Below are 17,638 nucleotides of genomic sequence, written 5' to 3'. Positions count from 1 at the left end.
TCGTGTGGAGCAATGCCCGTCGCATCTCATCGGTAGCGGTCCTCAGTATAGAAAGATAGACGCTACGGTGCGAGCTGCTTGGACCTAGCCGTCCTCCTTTTTGAACCCAAAAAAAGGCGGGGGCGTTCAAAGCTTGTGGAAGCGGTGCTCACCTTTAGCTAAGACACTGCTCCATTTTGCGTCACTTGTTCATGAAACAAGCGAGGAAAGAACAGTCAATGTTTGCATGACATCGTCCTTAGATACGTCTTTATGGGTGACAAACCGAACAATGTATGGATCAAAGGCAACGGCTCGCACGCCGCGCTCTTTTAACGCCTCTACAAATGTATCACTCGTATGGCCTGTTTTTTCTACGTCAACGAGAATGATATTTGTTTCAACTTTGTGAATGACGGTTAATCCATGCAACCCGTGAATACCGTCTGCGAGTATTTTAGCATGCTCGTGGTCTTCCGCCAAACGCTCGACCATTGTATTTAAGGCGAGAAGGGCAGGTGCAGCTAACACACCGGCTTGTCGCCACCCGCCACCAAGGCGTTTTCGCCATTTTCTTGCCCGTTTAATAAATGAAGCATCACCGGCAAGAATGGAGCCTACTGGCGCCCCAAGCCCTTTCGAAAGGCACAGTTGAACGGTGTCCGTGTACTGAGTGAAGGAGGATAGTGGCTGACCTAGGGCAACAGCCGCGTGAAATAGGCGCGCTCCATCTAGATGAACAGGTACATTGTACGCCTTTGCCACGTCGTAGACATCCTTCATCTGTTCTGGTGAAATAACGGCTCCTCCCGCTCGATTATGCGTGTTTTCTAAACAGATTAAACCCGTCTCAGGATCGTGGTCGTCTTCTGGACGTATAGCTCTCCTTACTTGCTCGGCAGAGAACATTCCGTTTGTCCCTTTAATCGCGTATGTTTGTACACCAGCAAAAGCGGAAGCTGCACCACCTTCATATAGGAACAGATGGGCATCCGCTTCTAAAATGATTTCTTGGCCAGGGACGCAGTGTGTCGCAACTGCCACCTGATTTCCTTGTGTTCCACTCGTTACGAACAGCGCTGCTTCTTTTCCTGTTAATTCCGCTGCTCGTTTTTCTAATGCGCGAACACTTGGGTCCTCTTGGTATACATCATCCCCTACTTCTGCTGAAGCCATCGCTTGTCTCATGGCCTCAGTTGGCTTCGTTACGGTATCACTCCGCAAGTCAATCATGGCATTCCCCTCCTGAAAAATGGCATTTAAACATGTTTCCATCCTATCATAAATGTGTACTTTTAAAGCTTACGATATTTTACATAAAATTAGTTGCAAAACGCCAATTCCTTTTTTAATATAATTAGGGGGACGAAATAATTCACTAGAAAGAAGGAGCGAGTCTATGCCGAAACCACTGTGGCTACTAGTGATCGGAATGGTCATTAACGTGACAGCGGCATCCTTTTTATGGCCGCTCAACACGATCTATATGAGTCAAGAGCTCGGTCAATCGCTCGCAATTGCGGGACTTGTTTTAATGTGTAATGCTGGCGCTGGTGTCATAGGGAACCTCATTGGTGGGATGATGTTCGATCGTATAGGCGCCTATCGTACGATCATCCTGTCCATTTGGATCACGATCATCAGCGCCTTTATTCTGGCCTACAATCATACATTTTTTTATTATGCTACACTAATGGTCGGCTTAGGTTTTGGTTCCGGAATGATGTTTCCTGCCATGTACGCATTAGCGGGAAAGGTATGGCCTGAGGGAGGACGAAAATCATTTAATGCTATGTATGTGGCGCAAAATGTCGGGGTAGCGGTCGGCACAGCATTAGCTGGAATCGTAGCCTCCATATCATTTGATTGGATCTTTCTTGCCAATGGCCTAGTCTACGTCGGATTATTACTATTTGTTATGACTACTTTTCGGTCATTTGCTTCTTCTCGAGAGAAGAGTGGCGCAACTACAAATGTATTTGAACAAAATCTAGCGATCCGATCGAAGCGACCGCTGATTGCCCTACTTATTTTATGTGTCGGCTTTTTTATCTGTTGGGTCGCCTATGTCCAATGGCAATCGACGATCTCGGTTCACACTCAAAACCTAGGCATTGACTTAAAGCAATATAGCGTTCTATGGACAGTGAATGGGGCGATGATTGTCCTTTGTCAACCGTTCATCGCGTTTATCGTTAAACGCTGGGTTCCAACGTTAAAGGTCCAGATATATGTAGGCTTGGCCGTTTTTATGATTGCTTATTTTGTCCTAACACAAGCAACGATTTTTTCCATGTTTTTAATAGCCATGATCATATTAACGATTGGAGAAATGTTTGTTTGGCCAGCGATCCCAACGGTCGCGCATCAGCTTGCCCCTGAAGGAAAAGCTGGATTCTACCAAGGTATTGTCAATAGTGTGGCGACAGGTGGGCGGATGTTTGGGCCATTTATTGGGGGCGTCCTTGCTGATGCGTACGGAATGGAGACGTTGTTTTACGTCCTTGGCTCCATGTTTGTCCTAGCCTTTGTGACGACCGCTTTCTATGATCGCGTTCTATTAACGAAACGATCAGAAATGTTTGCCAGTAAGGGAATGATGTAAGGGAATGGTGGCAAAAATGGTGTCAAGATCAACATCAAAACTTGACAGATAGTGAGTGTATTTTTACAATTACATTATTCATTGTCGTCTTTTTAATGGAACGGTTTGGGACGAATGCATATCATGAATGAAAAAACAGTGACGAGGAGTAGTAGTGGGCCCCTGCTTGCGCCTAGAGAATTGACGGTTGGTGGAAGTCAATCGCAGCAGCCATGAACTCGCCTTGAAGTTGCATTGGTGAACAGGAAGTAGCCAATGACGTTGCCCGCGTTAAGGGACACGAGTGAGCCTTTAAAGGAGCAAGGTTAACGAGGGTGGTACCGCGGGTCGTTTGTTATACAAACCTCTCGTCCCTTTTTGGGATGGGAGGTTTTTTACACTTTTTTAGGCTCTACAATAAATGTTGGGGTTTTTGCACAAAAGAGGGCAAAAAAAATGCACGCAGGCTCCTTTATCCATTATCCTTGAATTGCCTAGAAACAAAGAAAGGATAGGAGCTGCGTGTACGATGAATTTTACCATGGATTTGCCCGGATTAAAAGGTGTGAAGGTCACAAAGATGGAGGAACGAGAGGACTTTATCGCGCTCCATGTAGAAATGCCGCGAACGCCTCATCGTTGCCCATCCTGCGGGGAGAGAACCGAGAGAATCCATGATTACCGCATCCAAAAAGTTCAACATCTCAAGCTCTTTGAACGGTGGGTGTATCTATTCTATCGAAAGCGCCGGTACGCGTGCAGATGCGGGAAGCGGTTTGCGGAGAAAGCCTGTTTTGTAGAGCGATATCAGCGTCAGACAGTGGAATGGAATCAAGCGTTTCGCTTACGGCTCATTCAAGGGAAGAACTTTACGGACACAGCGAATCAATTCCAAACGTCCGTGACAACTGCCATGCGCCGGTTTGATCAATTGGCGGCCCCCCTCGTGAAGAAGGTGGATCACCTTCCTCCTCGGATTGCGATTGATGATTACAAAGGGGATACGAATGCGGGGAAATATCAAGTGATCATTGCGGATGCAGATACACGGAAGCCACTGGATATCTTACCGGATCGTAAAGCCGATACGCTTCAAGAGAAGGGTCATCATGTGAAAACAGTCGTGATGGATCTCAGTTATACCTTCAAGTCGGCTGTTCAAAAGGCCTTAGGCCACCCGCTCATCATTGGGGATCCGTTCCATTTCTGTCGTTACATCTACTGGGCTCTGGAAGGGGTTCGCCGCCGAGTGCAAAAAGCGTTCCATCCGTATCATCGAAAACGATGTAAACGGATCAAACATCTGTTTCAGAAAGAGAGAGAAGGACTGGATGATAAGCAAAAGAAGAAGGTGGAGCGGTACTTAGAGCTATCCCCTGATTTAAGGGAAGCGTATGAGCTAAAAGAACATTTTCGTCAGTGGTATCAAGAAGCGAAGATGCAAGGAAGGGAAGGACGAATGAGCGAGGTGAAGCAAGGGCTCTACGCCTTTTACCGAAGAGTGGAGGCGAGCCCGTTAAAGGAGTTCCACCGAGCCATTCAGACGCTGAAGAACTGGCAGACCGAGATCTTGAATAGCCTCGCGTTTGGCTTAAACAATGGTTTTATTGAAGGACTGAATAATCAAACGAAGGTGATTAAGAGAAATGCCTTTGGTTTTCGGCGTTATGATCGCTTGCGAAACCGTATTCTCTTGCATCATCAATTCAAACATCAAACATTCGGGGTAGGATAAGAGGGGCTCGCCCTCCTATGCCACCCCAACATTTGACTAAGAACCCTTTTTTAAGAGAGTTTAACTTTTGAAAAAGGACTAAAGTATAAGAAAAACAACGGCTTTCGCTATAAGACTTGGCGACAAGCCAAGTTTTTCTAACATACTGACATCGGTTTGTTAAGAAAAAGGAGGTCGCAACGATCATGTCATACTCACACCGAGAGATTGAATCGAAATGGCAAAAGTATTGGGAAGAGAACAAAACGTTTAAAACGGAAGAAGATGAAACGAGGGAAAAGTTTTATGCCCTTGATATGTTCCCATACCCATCAGGCGCGGGACTTCATGTCGGTCATCCGGAAGGTTACACGGCAACCGATATTTTATCGCGGATGAAACGAATGCAAGGGTACAATGTGCTTCATCCGATGGGGTGGGATGCGTTTGGCCTTCCAGCTGAGCAATATGCGATTGATACGGGGAACAGCCCAGCCGAGTTTACGGAAAAGAACATTAATACGTTCCGCAGACAAATAAAATCCCTCGGTTTTTCGTATGATTGGGATCGGGAAGTGAATACAACAGATCCTGATTACTATAAATGGACTCAATGGATTTTCATTCAGCTTTACAACAAAGGACTAGCGTACATCGACGAAGTGGCAGTAAATTGGTGCCCAGCCCTTGGAACCGTATTAGCGAATGAAGAGGTCATTGATGGCAAGAGTGAGCGTGGTGGACACCCAGTTGAGCGTCGTCCGATGAAGCAATGGATGCTGAAAATCACCGAGTATGCTGATCGCTTACTGGAGGATTTAGAAGAGCTCGATTGGCCAGAAAGCATTAAAGATATGCAGCGCAATTGGATCGGTCGTTCGGAAGGAGCAGAAGTGACGTTTTCGGTCGACGGGCATGATGATACGATTACTGTCTTTACGACTCGTCCAGATACGTTGTTTGGCGCCACTTATATGGTGTTAGCACCTGAGCATAAGCTCGTGGATGCGATTACAACTAGCGAGCAAAAACAAGCGGTCGAATCGTATAAGAAAGAAGTCGCAACAAAGAGCGACTTGGAACGGACAGAGCTGGCGAAGGAAAAAACCGGAGTTTTTACTGGTGCGTACGCTATCAATCCGGTGAATGGCGAGAAGGTGCCAATTTGGATCGCTGACTACGTTCTCGTTAGCTACGGGACTGGTGCAATTATGGCTGTTCCGGCTCACGACGAACGGGACTATGAGTTTGCAAAAACATTTGATTTGCCTATCAAGGAAGTAGTATCAGGCGGCGTCATAGAACAGGAGGCTTATACAGGGGACGGTCCTCATGTGAACTCTGAATTTTTGAACGGTCTCAGCAAAGAAGAGGCGATTGAGAAAATGATTCAGTGGCTTGAAGCTGAGAAAAAAGGAACGAAGAAAGTCACATACCGTTTACGTGACTGGCTGTTCAGTCGGCAGCGTTATTGGGGAGAGCCGATCCCAGTGATTCATTGGGAAGACGGAACAATGTCCACTGTTCCTGAAGATGAGCTACCACTAGAACTTCCGAAAATGTCGGAAATCAAACCTTCTGGGACAGGTGAATCACCACTCGCGAACGCAACGGATTGGCTTGAAGTGGTGGACCCGGTCACAGGGAAAAAAGGTCGCCGTGAAACGAACACGATGCCGCAATGGGCTGGAAGCTGCTGGTATTACCTTCGTTACATCGACCCTGATAATGAGCGGATGATCGCCGACCCTGAAAAGCTGAAAAAATGGCTTCCTGTCGATATTTATATCGGTGGTGCTGAACACGCAGTGCTTCACTTGTTATATGCCCGGTTCTGGCATAAAGTGTTGTACGATCTAGGGGTCGTACCGACGAAGGAGCCGTTCCAAAAGCTTTACAACCAAGGAATGATCCTTGGTGAAAACAATGAAAAAATGAGTAAATCAAAGGGAAATGTCGTCAACCCTGATGATATTATAGACAGTCACGGAGCCGATACGCTTCGCTTATATGAAATGTTCATGGGACCGCTCGATGCTTCGATTGCATGGTCGACAACTGGATTAGATGGAGCGCGTCGTTTCCTTGATCGTGTATGGCGTTTGCTTGTAGACGAAAATACGGAAGACAAAAGCAGCAAAATTGTAAACGGAGAAGGCTCTCCAGAGCTTAAGCGCGTCTATCATCAAACGGTGAAAAAGGTGACGGAAGACTTTGAAGAGCTACGGTTTAATGTAGGAATCTCTCAGTTGATGGTGTATGTGAATGAAGCATACAAGCAAGAAGAGCTTCCGCAAGATCAGGCGGAAGGATTCGTGAAGCTATTATCCCCTGTTGCACCACATCTTGCCGAAGAGCTTTGGAGCAAGCTCGGTCATGAGGGAACAATCGCCTATGAACCGTGGCCAACGTACGACGAAGCCTTTCTAGTGGAAGATGAGGTGGAAATCGTCGTTCAGCATAACGGAAAAGTCCGAGCCAAAGTTGTTGTGGCAAAAGATGCGACGAAAGAGCAGATGGAAGAGGCGGCACTTGCCAACGAACGGGTGAAAGAATCGATCGACGGAAAGACCGTACGAAAAGTGATCGTTGTTCCAGGTAAGCTTGTCAATATTGTCGCTAACTAAACGAAACGCACGAATGTTGTGATTGAACAGCATTCGTGCGCTTTTGCTTTTATGAGGTCAAGTCTAATTGAATTTCTGAAAGGCGATGTCGTAAAACCAATTGGGCCTTTCGCGCCTCATCCTGTAATCCAACAAGATCTTCTGTCTGCTCCACCCATGATAAATCCGTTTCCTGCTCTAGTTTCTTTACTTCAGCATCGAACCAAGGCTGATATGTTTTATAGAGGGAAATCGCTACTTGCTCATGTTGAAATTCCTCTGGGGTAGAGTAGTGCAAACGAGAGAACCAAAGTTGGAAATCGATTTCTCCGTACGTGGTGAGCCTTTTTTCAAAAGCGGAAATCACCTTCTGTCTCAAGCCACGGTCAAAACCATACTCCACCATTTTCCGTTCAATATTCTCTAAAGTAATCAAATGTAGATTCCCTTTTGTCATCCAGAGAACATGGTTGAACAGCTTCTGAAAATGCAGCAAAAGCCATCACCTCCATCTCTTTTTACGTATCAGCGGCTCGATCCGTTTCACACCGTCACATAGTTCAAGACTTATGATGAACATACTCCGCGGCTCCTTTTCCCGCTGTATAGCCGGTTGAGAAGGCACACGTAATATTGTATCCGCCTGTATATCCGTGAATATCTAAAACTTCTCCACAAAAAAATAGCCCCGCTTTTTTCTTTGAGTGCATCGTTTTTGGTTCAATTTCTTTGACCGATACACCCCCACCTGTGACGAACGCTTTCTCGATGGAAAGAGTGCCGTTCACGTGAAAGGAAAAGCTTTTTAGTTGTTGCACGATCTCACGGATCACCTCATGGCGCACACTTGCGCAAGGCAAATTAGAATCAATGCGAAGGCGCTCATATACGTACTGGAGGAATCGTTCCGGGGCGATTCCTCTTAATACTGTTTTTAAAGCTTTTTTTGGCTCGGCTTTTATGTTTTGAATCGTTTCTTGGAAAAGAGCTTCTGCTGGGATGGTTGGACGTAAATCAATTCTCATTTCAATGGTCGGCTGTTTATATTTTTTTAAAGCTTTGACGACATATTGACTGCACCTTAGAGCCGCAGGACCAGATAGACCAAAATGGGTGAAAATCATATCGCCGTCATGGGTCTTGATCTGTTTTCCATTTGGTGCATAAACAGAGAGCTCAATGTCTCGTAACGATAGTCCTTGGAGTTTCTTTTCTTGAATAAAAGGTTCAGCAGACGTGATCGGAACCTCTGTCGGATACAGCTCGGTAATCGTATGTCCTGCAGCCTTTGCCCACGGATAGGCATCTCCCGTACTTCCTGTATGAGGAACCGATTGACCTCCAGTCGCTACAATCACTGTTTTCGTTTTAAGTCGTTCACCGTTTTTAAGCTGAACCATAGCGATTCGACCATCGTCATATTCAAGGGAAGCAACCGCTGTATTGGTTCGAACCGTCACGCCTAGGTCGTTGATTCGTTTCAACAATGTTTGTACAACGGTGGTCGCCTTGTCACTCACCGGAAACATTCGTCCTCGGTCCTCTTCCTTGAGTGCAATTCCTAATCGTTCAAAAAAACGGATAATGTCTTCATTGTTAAATACAGAAAACGGGCTGTACATAAACCGACCATTGCCTGGGATGTGAGCAATTAATTCATCGAGAGGCATCCGATTCGTTACGTTACAGCGACCTCCTCCTGAGATGGCTAGTTTTCGCCCGAGTTTATCACCTTTGTCGAGAAGAAGCACGCGAGCACCGTGCTCCGCTGCGGAAACAGAAGCCATTAGTCCAGCAGGCCCTCCACCAATCACAATCACTTCATGCATGAGATTCACCCTTTATGATCTATGTATAGTTCCATTTGATTCTTTTTACCTAAGGTCAATAGACCTGATTGGGAACGACGTTCACTTAGCAAGAATCGTCTATTATCATATCACTTGTCGGTTTTCTCGACTATTATCTTTTCATACACAGGTAGCGTCATTTAAAAAGAGAACAAGATTTGCTGAAAAATGCTTATTTTCAACGAAAGATCGCTATGGTAAGCTGAAGGTGTGAAATATTTACATTTTGCTGGTCATAAGAAGGGGATTTTTTGAAAAAAGAACTAAACGCCACCATTCGTGGATTAGTAAGAGGACATCTCCTAGCTAGTCTGATGTTTTCGCTTACGTTTTATGCGCTTTATCGTTATTGGGAGATGGAATTAAGCGTCGTTACGTTTTTCCCGTATGCGCTGCTCATTTTTATTTTGTTGCAAGGATGTTATTTTTGGTATTATTACTCGAAAAAAATCGCTAAACGACCGTTGGATTATACGTTCAATCAGACCATCTTTAAACTATTCAGATTGGTCAACGGATTGCTTTTCTTAGCATACGGCATTTATTTGATTAGTGGAAATGACAAGCTATCAACCATTCATGTCATTGCGGTCACATTTTATTCTCTTTTTTCCTTAGTCGAGTATATCAATTTGTACTATATCCGTTTGTCTTACACGAAGGCTCAAGACATAAAACGGTTGGTCCAATTCAAATTGCTCAAGCCGACTCGCTTAAGACGAGAGTTTTTTCTAAAAAGATAAACCGTGTTTGTTCCCTTGCCATTATGGTAGGGGATTTCTTAATGGAATAGTTGAACTACAGCAAAAAAGGTTCTCTTTTTTCCTCGAAAAAGAGTTGTGCTACAATGCAAGAAGTGAAAAATTTGTTTTGATCGATACAGGAGGCAGAAATGGGGAATTCCAAGTTAGTGCGCGGGACGATGGTGTTAACAGCCGCGACGCTCATCTCGAAAATCTTAGGGTTTATCTATGTCATTCCATTTACTGCATTGGTAGGAACGACGGGGATCGCCCTTTATCAGTTCGGTTATATTCAATACGTTATCTTGCTGAGTTTATCGACAATGGGTGTCCCTCTTGCTGTCTCAAAGTTTGTCGCTAAATATCAGTCCTTGGGCGATTATGAAACGGGATATCGCCTGTTTAGATCGGGCGTCGTCTTAATGACGATCACAGGTACGTTATCGTTTCTCGTCTTGTTTTTTGCCGCACCGTTCTTAGCGAATGTCATGAATCCTGGGGAGGAAGATTTGACACAAGCAGAGGTCGTCCTTTCAATTCGGATGGTGAGTGTTGCCTTAATCGTCGTTCCGGCGATGTCGATCATCCGTGGCTATTTTCAAGGCTATCAATCGATGGGGCCAACCGCTGTCTCTCAGGTTGTTGAACAGATTGTGCGGATCGTTTTTATTCTCGGAGCCGCGTTTACGGTCTTAAATGTACTGAACGGTGATATGGCAACCGCTGTTGGCTTTGCCACCTTTGCGGCCTTTGTCGGTGCTCTCGGAGGACTTGCCGTTCTCGCGTACTATTGGTTTAAACGGCGTAAAGGCATCTTGGAGCAGGTCGAGAATAGCACCGTGCGTCACAATTTAACGTTGAAGGATATGTATAAGGAGCTTATTCTTTACGCATTGCCCTTGTCATTTGTCGGCTTGGCGATTCCTCTGTTTCAATTTGTTGATACGTACACGATTAAAGGTGCGTTGATTGGAACAGAATTCGAGTCGATATCGACTGACTTTATTGGGGTATTAACCCAAGCGGTTCATAAAGTGGTACTTATCCCTATGGCGTTGGCTACAGCTTTATCAGTAACGCTTATTCCAACGATTACTCGCTCGTTTACAGATGGAGACATGAAAAAACTCCAACAGCAAACGACACAAACGTTTCAAATTATTTTGTTTATCGCAATTCCGGCTGCGGTTGGGATGGCGGTTCTTGCTTACCCTATTTACGGGGCGCTCTACTTTGAAAATCTGGAACTTGGCGGAAATGTCATGCGCTATTACGGACCGATCACCCTTTGTTTTTCGCTATTTGCCGTTTCAGCAGCCTTATTACAAGGAATTAACCGCCAACGGATGGCTGTAATTGCCCTTATAGTCGGGTTGTTGATTAAGCTTGTGACGAACGTTCCGTTTTTGCATTGGTTCGGGCCAAATGGGGTAATCTTTTCCTCATATTTAGGGAATGTCGTTGCGATTGGAATCAACATATGGGCAATCGCTAAATATGGACAGTTTGATTTCCGGCTTGTAGCGAAACGGACGTTACTTATTACGGTCTTTGCTTTGATTATGGGCGGGGCGGTTTATATCGTGACCCACTTGCTATCCTATGTGATTAACGCTACGTCGCGCGGAGATTATTTCATTCTGACGTTTGTTGGAGTAACAGTCGGTGCGGCCGTTTACCTCTATCTATCGTACCGATCCAACTTGGCAGGACGTGTATTAGGCGAGCGATTCTCTATTTTAAAACGAAAAGGAAAAAGTCAAGGGTAGAAGTAGAAAGGATTGCCAAAGTCTCTTTTTCTCCCAAACAGCGTTTGCTATAATAGAACAAGCATCAAGTATAAACATCAAGTAAGGACGTGTTTGCAGATGGGAGGCGGCAATGAAATATTCTTTTACAAAAGATAATGATTGGGTGTTAATTATCACCACGTTTCTTCTTGCTGCCTTTGGCTTAGTGATGATCTTCAGTGCAAGCTATGCGCTCGCATTGAGAGAGTACGGTGATTTTTATTACTTTCTTAAACGACAATCGATGTGGTTAGGAATAGGGACAGTAGCGTTTTTATTCTTAATGCATTTTCCTTACCGCTTCTATAAAAAGCTCATGATTCCGATTCTCATCGTCTCGTTCGCTTTATTAGTGCTTGTCATCTATTTCGGGGTTGAAGGAAACGGAGCACAACGGTGGCTCATCATTGGTCCGTTTACGTTGCAGCCGTCCGAATTTGTAAAACTAGGGATCATTGTTTATCTAGCGGCTGTTTATTCTAAAAAACAAGCCTACATTAACAAGTTCATTACAGGGGTTATGCCCCCGTTAGTTGTCGTTGGTCTTGTATTCGTCCTAATTATGCGTCAGCCCGATTTAGGTACCGCTACATCGATTTTAATTGTGACTGCGCTGATCGTCTTTTTTTCAGGAGCGAAATGGCGCCACTTGATTGCTTTAGGTGTGGTAGGGGTGACGCTCTTTGTCCAATATGCGACGTCAGAACAGTACCGTTTAGCTCGGTTAACCGCGTTCGTCAATCCTTTTAGCGATCAGTCTGGGACAGGCTATCAGCTCATCCAGTCTTACCTAGCGATTGCTAATGGGGGATTAACAGGAACGGGGCTTGGCCAAAGCATTCAGAAGCTAGCGTACCTTCCTGAAGCCCATACGGATTTTATTTTAGCCATTATCGCCGAGGAGCTAGGATTTTTCGGTGTGGCGTTCGTTTTCCTCTGCTACGCTATGATTCTATTTCGAGGCGTTGTGATCGGCACTCGCTGCAAAAGTCCTTTTGGTAGCTTGCTCGCTTTCGGTATCGTGTTTCAGCTGGCCGTCCAAGTTGTGTTTAACATCGGGGCTGTCACTGGATTATTGCCTATTACCGGGATTCCGCTCCCTCTTGTCAGCAATGGTGGCTCGTCGTTACTTGTAACGCTTATGTCGCTCGCCATCTTAGCGAACATTTCGCGAAACAACATTCGCCAGCGCCGGAAAGAAGAACAAGGGGAAGAGGAAGCGTTGCATGCTTCGTAACAGAGAAGATACAGGTTAGAGCATTCACCGACAGGGAATGCTCTTTTACACTTTTATGTACTTTACCCTCTGTAACAAGTTTTAACCGTCATATGAGCGTCTCGCTTTCAAAAACAAGTCACATTCCATCAAGGAAAACAGATGAAACACCGCGGAAAGTGCGCTAAAATAGAATTATTGTTCACAGGTATAGTTGGAGGACTTTTCTCTGTTTATATAAGGGGCTGTAGTTACTAGATCCCTTACTTTCCCATATTTGTGCTAGGATGTTTCTGCTATAATAATGAAGTGCGTTTAGTTTACGTTTGAAAGGAACAGGTCCAATGAACCAACAGAAAACACCATTTCAGCAAATCGACTATACGCTAATCTTTTTAGTTTTTTTGTTGATGTGTATTAGCTTTTTAGCGATATATAGCGGGACAACAGAGCAATATGTCGATTACGAAGAGATGGGTCGAGACTTCTTTTTAAAAAAACAAATAGTATATTATGTCATCGGATTCATTGTCATGGTTGCCATCATGACGTTTGATTACGAACTTCTGAAGAATTTCTCGATTCCTTTTTATGTTATCGGCCTGTTGCTGTTAATTTATGTGGAGTTTAACGGAATTGTTCAAAATGGTTCACAGCGATGGATGAAACTATTCGGGGTAGGACCAGCCTTCCAGCCATCGGAATTTATGAAGTTCTTTCTAATTATTGCTTTAGCCCATATGCTCTATCTACTGACCACCAATCGAACAGATAAAAGTCTAAAAGGTGACTTAGTGTTACTCGGGAAAATCCTAGCTGTCGGCATGCCGCCGTTTCTTTTGATTTTAAAGCAGCCCGATTTAGGAACAGCCTTAGTCATCGGCAGCGTCATCGCAACGATGATTCTCGTTGCTGGTATTTCATGGCGGCTAATCTTTTTATGCTTATTAGCCGTTGTTGGAGGAATTGTGACGCTTGTCTATTTACACAATTTCCATTACGAGTTTTTCTCATCGAACCTTATAAAAGCCCATCAGTTGGATCGGATTTATGGCTGGCTCAACCCGGACGAATACGCGGGGTCCTTTGCATATCAAACGACTCAAGCGATTCTCGGTATCGGAGCGGGGCAGCTGTTCGGTTCAGGCTTTATGAATAGTGTTCAAGCGCAAAGCGCAGCCGTTCCAGAATTGCACACTGACTTTATTTTTGCGGTCATCGGAGAGGAGTTCGGGTTTCTCGGTGCAACGGTCTTACTCGTCGTCTTTTTCCTCATGTTTTACCGAATGGTCATTATTGCTTTAACGTGCAACAACTTGTTTGGTACTTATTTAGTATCAGGGATTATCGGCTTGTTAGTGTTCCAAGTGGTTCAAAACATCGGGATGACCGTCGGATTGTTTCCGGTCACTGGATTAGCATTGCCGTTTATTAGTTACGGAGGAACAGCATTGGTCACAAACATGATTGCAATCGGAATTGTATTAAATGTAGGGATGAGAACGAAAAATTACATGTTTCAGGCAGAGCAACAAGCATAACTGGAGGAGAGCCTATGATTCTCTTTCTTGGATCAGGGCGGCTGACGGCCGCTCTTGTTTCTTTTTTAAAGCCACGGGAAGTGAGAACAGTTGGACTATATAGTCGAAACGACCAAACTGCAAAGGAATTGGTCGATCGGTATTCATGGATACATACGGTGACGCCAGAAGCTTTCCCACAAGCAACAGATGTATTTGTCTGTTTGCCGAAGGGAGCATATGAAGCGTTTTTTGCTCAATATGGAGGCTGTTTTTCGTCCAACACACGCTTTTATTGTTTAGCGACCGCGCTTTTGAAAAAGGAGGCTCGCTCTATCATACCGACAGGAACGATCATTCTATGTAAGGTCGTTGGTCATGCACGGCAAATGATTGAGGATGAACATGCCTTGATCGTTGTTGAGAAAGAGGAGCCAACGCTCAAGCTCTGGTTTAATGAAAAAGTCACGATCACAGTAGGGGATGAAAAGGACGTCCTTCGCGCCAATACTCTTGCCACGAAGGAGACGTTGGTGTGGATTGCTTCTTTTCGGCAACAATTGCAGAAGCAACAAATTCCGGCGGATTGGCATGACCATATTTTAGAGCAAACGGTCCGTGGAGTCATTAAAGCGTATGTAAACGATGATTTAGGGGATTTTGCTAAGAACACGATGAAACAAAAGGAGTCAGACGATGAGAATCGATAAGTTACTAGCGAATATGGGGTTCGGCTCAAGAAAAGACGTAAAAAAGCTGTTGAAAACAGGGGCTGTGCGCGTGCAAGGACAGCCGATTAAAGACCCTTCCACCCATGTGGAACCAGAATCCGAGAGCATTACCGTATATGGAGAGGAAGTAGAGTACAAACCGTATGTATACTTAATGATGAACAAGCCTAAAGGGGTCATATGTGCGACGGAAGATCTGGAACACGAAACCGTCATTGACTTGCTAGGAGAAGAAGAGCGTCATTATGAACCATCTCCAGTTGGCCGATTAGATAAAGATACGGTCGGGTTGCTACTCATTACAAATGACGGGAAATTCAACCACTGGCTCATGTCACCAAAGCACCATGTGCCGAAAACGTATCGAGCGCTTGTGGAGGGACACGTGACAGAAGAAGATGTGGGGGCTTTTTCGCACGGGGTAGTGTTAGGCGATGGCTATGTGACAAAATCGGCGACCCTTCACATTTTAGAGGCTGGGGCTCGGTCTCACATTGAACTCATTCTGACGGAAGGGAAGTTTCACCAAGTGAAGCGGATGTTTCAAGCCGTCGGCAAGCGGGTACTCGAGTTGGAACGGATAAAGATCGGAAACCTCCTTTTAGATCCTGAGCTTGCCCGAGGCGAGTACCGTGAATTGACAAAGGAGGAGATTGCTCTCTTGTTGGAGAAAAATGAATAAAGGAGGAGTGGGGTATCGATATTAAGCGTTTTCAAAAACCAATAAAAAGACGATGCCTCATCTCATGGCTCCGTCTTTTGAAAACGTTCGTTTATCATTTAAGAAACTCTGATTTTTTTATTCGTTGTTGTCCACTTTCCTCGAGAAGGACTTTCCACCAAGTCATTATACTCTAGTACATTTAAGTCTCGCTGAATCGTTCGTTGGGTGATGCCAAATTCTTCAACTAATTCATTCGTCGTGACGGTCCCCCTTTGGTGAATGTACAAATAGATGGACTTGATCCGAGTCAACATACGATCAGTTGAAGCTTTCAAAAAACCACTCCTTATACATATGTGAATGTCCTATGGTTCATTCATTGTCGAATGACAATGACATACCATATGTAGGGTTTAGAGATGCCATGGCGGTCATTGAAATGAATAACCTAGGCAACTGTTGTGTGAACATAAGAGTGTATAGCGGATATTCAATGTGTCCATGTGGTTTTGTCTACATCGGCATACTTCATTAAAAACCCTATGTAGTACCATTGTACAATAATTCAAAGAAATACGCAAAGCATCGAAACGTTTTGTCAAGAGAAAAGAAAGAGAAATGAGTGATAAAATGGAAATTAATTGGCTGAAAGAAGTGAAAAATAGGCGTGATGAGATTGTTTATGAACTGCGCGAATTTTTGCAATATGACAGCGTTTATGACGAAAAAACGAGAAAAGCTGGAGCTCCATTTGGGACAAAAATTGAGGCAGCTTTGTTACATTTATTAAACTTAGGTAAAAAGGCAAACTTTTCTGTGAAAAATCTTGAAGGCTATGCAGGTTACATCGAAATGGGACAAGGTGAAGAATCGGTTGGGATTCTTTGTCACATTGACGTCGTTCCTCCGGGAGAAGGGTGGTCGTCACCTCCTTTTGCGGCGGAGATTCAAAATGATCGAATCGTGGCAAGAGGCGCTCTTGACGATAAAGGTCCGACGATTGCCGCTTTTTTTGCGATGCGGATCATCCATGAGCTGAATTTATCGATCAAGCGCCGTGTTCGTTTAATCATCGGCACTGACGAAGAACGGAATTGGGAGTGTGTCGATTTTTATTTTCGTCATGAAGAAATGCCAACAGTAGGGATTGTCCCAGATGCTGATTTTCCGATTATCGTTGCAGAAAAAGGGGTTCTCGATGTCGAAGTCTCGATCCCCTTCCATGATACGAGTGAGCATCCGGTTCGCTTGCAAACATTTTATGCAGGAGAGCGGCTAAATATGGTACCGGATCGAGCGATTGCTTCGCTCATCTGCTCACATGAATCGACAGAAGCGATCAAGGCGAGCTTCGATCATTTTATAGAGGAACATCAATTAGAGGGAAAGACGAAAGCTGAGAATGGATTGCTTATGCTAACTTTAGAAGGAAAGTCAGCTCATGGCTCCACACCTGAGAAAGGGATTAACGCAGCCGTAAAGCTCGCCCAATTTCTACATCACGTGAATGGATTATCCGATCCGTTTATTCAGTTTATTAGCGAACATCTAAGGGAGACGAACGGCGCCGGCCTGTCCATCGCTTGTTCTGATGACGTTTCCGGCCCGCTCACGATGAATGCGGGTAGATTCGCCTATACATATGGGGAAACAGGGACGATCGGCGTGAACATACGCTATCCGGTAACAGTGGATGTCGAGACTTTTTTGGCTGGATTACAAGCCCATAACCATAGGATCATGAACCATCTGAAGCCTAGCTATGTGGAGAAGGATCACCCATTGATTCGAACATTGCAGACTGTCTATAAGCGACAAACGGGAGAAGAAGCGACATTATTGGCCATTGGAGGCGGGACGTATGCGCGCGCATTAAAAACGGGTGTCGCATTTGGACCACTATTTCCAGGCGAGGAAGATACGGCCCATCAAAAAGATGAATCAATCAGCATCGATCAATTGCTACGGGCGACGGCTTTATATGCTGAAGCGATCTATGAATTGGCAAGTCAATAATGTGAAACTTCATTCAACGGGGATTTTCTTCTTTCATCGTCACAGGAAGTTAGCCTAAGCGGGCACGCTGTAGGTCACATAGACGTACCCGAGGGCGTAATGGCTTTGGTTCGCAGTTCCCCACAAAGTCGCCGTCTTAAAGTGAAAGTCTAAGGACCGGTTATACAAAATAAAAACTCGCCAACTGGCGAGCGAATCGAGGAGACAAGGGCAACTGTGCCTATA

Annotated in this window: 14 protein-coding genes and 1 other annotated feature; of the genes, 10 read left to right on the top strand and 4 right to left on the bottom strand. The window is 44.8% G+C overall.

What is annotated here, in order from left to right:
* Window positions 1-189 precede the first annotated feature (189 nt).
* Entirely contained in the window at window positions 190-1,212 is a 1,023-nt protein-coding gene (gene ltaE / locus FED51_RS16655; RefSeq protein WP_053430466.1) for a low-specificity L-threonine aldolase, read from the bottom strand.
* A gap of 166 nt (window positions 1,213-1,378) precedes the next feature.
* On the opposite strand from ltaE, the gene FED51_RS16650 reads away from it, so the two are divergent.
* The 3 genes from FED51_RS16650 (at window position 1,379) to leuS (ending at window position 6,904) form a co-directional block, all read left to right on the top strand.
* Complete coding sequence (locus tag FED51_RS16650) at window positions 1,379-2,584, top strand: MDR family MFS transporter (protein ID WP_053430467.1); 1,206 nt, start codon at window positions 1,379-1,381, stop codon at window positions 2,582-2,584.
* A gap of 129 nt (window positions 2,585-2,713) precedes the next feature.
* Window positions 2,714-2,942 (top strand) — a binding site (T-box leader).
* A gap of 150 nt (window positions 2,943-3,092) precedes the next feature.
* Window positions 3,093-4,298 carry an ISL3 family transposase gene (locus tag FED51_RS16645; RefSeq protein WP_138090718.1) on the top strand — a complete coding sequence of 402 codons (1,206 nt, stop codon included), beginning with the start codon at window positions 3,093-3,095 and terminating at the stop codon, window positions 4,296-4,298.
* A 185-nt stretch (window positions 4,299-4,483) separates the two neighbouring features.
* Complete coding sequence (leuS, locus tag FED51_RS16640; protein WP_053430468.1) at window positions 4,484-6,904, top strand: leucine--tRNA ligase; 2,421 nt, start codon at window positions 4,484-4,486, stop codon at window positions 6,902-6,904.
* A 49-nt stretch (window positions 6,905-6,953) separates the two neighbouring features.
* On the opposite strand, the gene FED51_RS16635 is transcribed toward leuS, so the two are convergent.
* Together FED51_RS16635 and FED51_RS16630 are read right to left on the bottom strand one after the other, a co-directional pair.
* Window positions 6,954-7,379, bottom strand: coding sequence for a hypothetical protein (locus tag FED51_RS16635; RefSeq protein WP_053430469.1), 426 nt, complete (start codon window positions 7,377-7,379; stop codon window positions 6,954-6,956).
* A gap of 64 nt (window positions 7,380-7,443) precedes the next feature.
* Window positions 7,444-8,712 (bottom strand): BaiN/RdsA family NAD(P)/FAD-dependent oxidoreductase, encoded by a 1,269-nt coding sequence (locus tag FED51_RS16630; RefSeq protein ID WP_053430470.1) that lies wholly within the window; start codon window positions 8,710-8,712, stop codon window positions 7,444-7,446.
* A 272-nt stretch (window positions 8,713-8,984) separates the two neighbouring features.
* Here FED51_RS16630 and FED51_RS16625 point away from each other — a divergent pair, with 272 nt between their 5' ends.
* From FED51_RS16625 to FED51_RS16600, 6 genes are all read left to right on the top strand, one after another.
* A complete protein-coding gene (locus FED51_RS16625) occupies window positions 8,985-9,476 on the top strand; it encodes a hypothetical protein (RefSeq protein WP_053430471.1) in 492 nt (163 codons plus the stop codon).
* Between the two features lie 149 nt (window positions 9,477-9,625).
* On the top strand, window positions 9,626-11,245 hold the full coding sequence (locus FED51_RS16620; RefSeq protein WP_053430472.1) for a putative polysaccharide biosynthesis protein: 1,620 nt from the start codon (window positions 9,626-9,628) through the stop codon (window positions 11,243-11,245).
* A 112-nt stretch (window positions 11,246-11,357) separates the two neighbouring features.
* Entirely contained in the window at window positions 11,358-12,503 is a 1,146-nt protein-coding gene (ftsW, locus tag FED51_RS16615; RefSeq protein ID WP_053430473.1) for a putative lipid II flippase FtsW, read from the top strand.
* A gap of 323 nt (window positions 12,504-12,826) precedes the next feature.
* The gene (rodA, locus tag FED51_RS16610) at window positions 12,827-14,023 is read left to right on the top strand and encodes a rod shape-determining protein RodA (RefSeq protein ID WP_053430474.1); all 1,197 of its coding nucleotides are present in this window, start codon (window positions 12,827-12,829) and stop codon (window positions 14,021-14,023) included.
* 14 nt (window positions 14,024-14,037) lie between these two features.
* Window positions 14,038-14,712, top strand: coding sequence for a hypothetical protein (locus FED51_RS16605; protein WP_053430475.1), 675 nt, complete (start codon window positions 14,038-14,040; stop codon window positions 14,710-14,712).
* Window positions 14,699-15,415, top strand: a complete 717-nt coding sequence (locus FED51_RS16600; protein ID WP_053430476.1) for a pseudouridine synthase — start codon at window positions 14,699-14,701, stop codon at window positions 15,413-15,415. Before FED51_RS16605 ends, FED51_RS16600 begins: the two co-directional genes overlap by 14 nt.
* Window positions 15,416-15,513: 98 nt before the next feature.
* On the opposite strand, the gene FED51_RS16595 is transcribed toward FED51_RS16600, so the two are convergent.
* Entirely contained in the window at window positions 15,514-15,732 is a 219-nt protein-coding gene (locus FED51_RS16595) for a DeoR family transcriptional regulator (protein WP_041820822.1), read from the bottom strand.
* 283 nt (window positions 15,733-16,015) lie between these two features.
* Between FED51_RS16595 and pepV the strand changes: the two genes are divergently transcribed.
* Window positions 16,016-17,413 carry a dipeptidase PepV gene (gene pepV / locus FED51_RS16590; RefSeq protein WP_138090715.1) on the top strand — a complete coding sequence of 466 codons (1,398 nt, stop codon included), beginning with the start codon at window positions 16,016-16,018 and terminating at the stop codon, window positions 17,411-17,413.
* The last annotated feature ends 225 nt before the right edge of the window (window positions 17,414-17,638 follow it).

The sequence above is a fragment of the Halalkalibacterium halodurans genome, from assembly GCF_005671335.1.
Lineage (GTDB): Bacteria > Bacillota > Bacilli > Bacillales > Bacillaceae_D > Halalkalibacterium > Halalkalibacterium halodurans.
The sequence above is the reverse complement of the archived record's forward strand: the minus strand, read 5'-3'. Positions and strand labels throughout refer to the sequence as shown.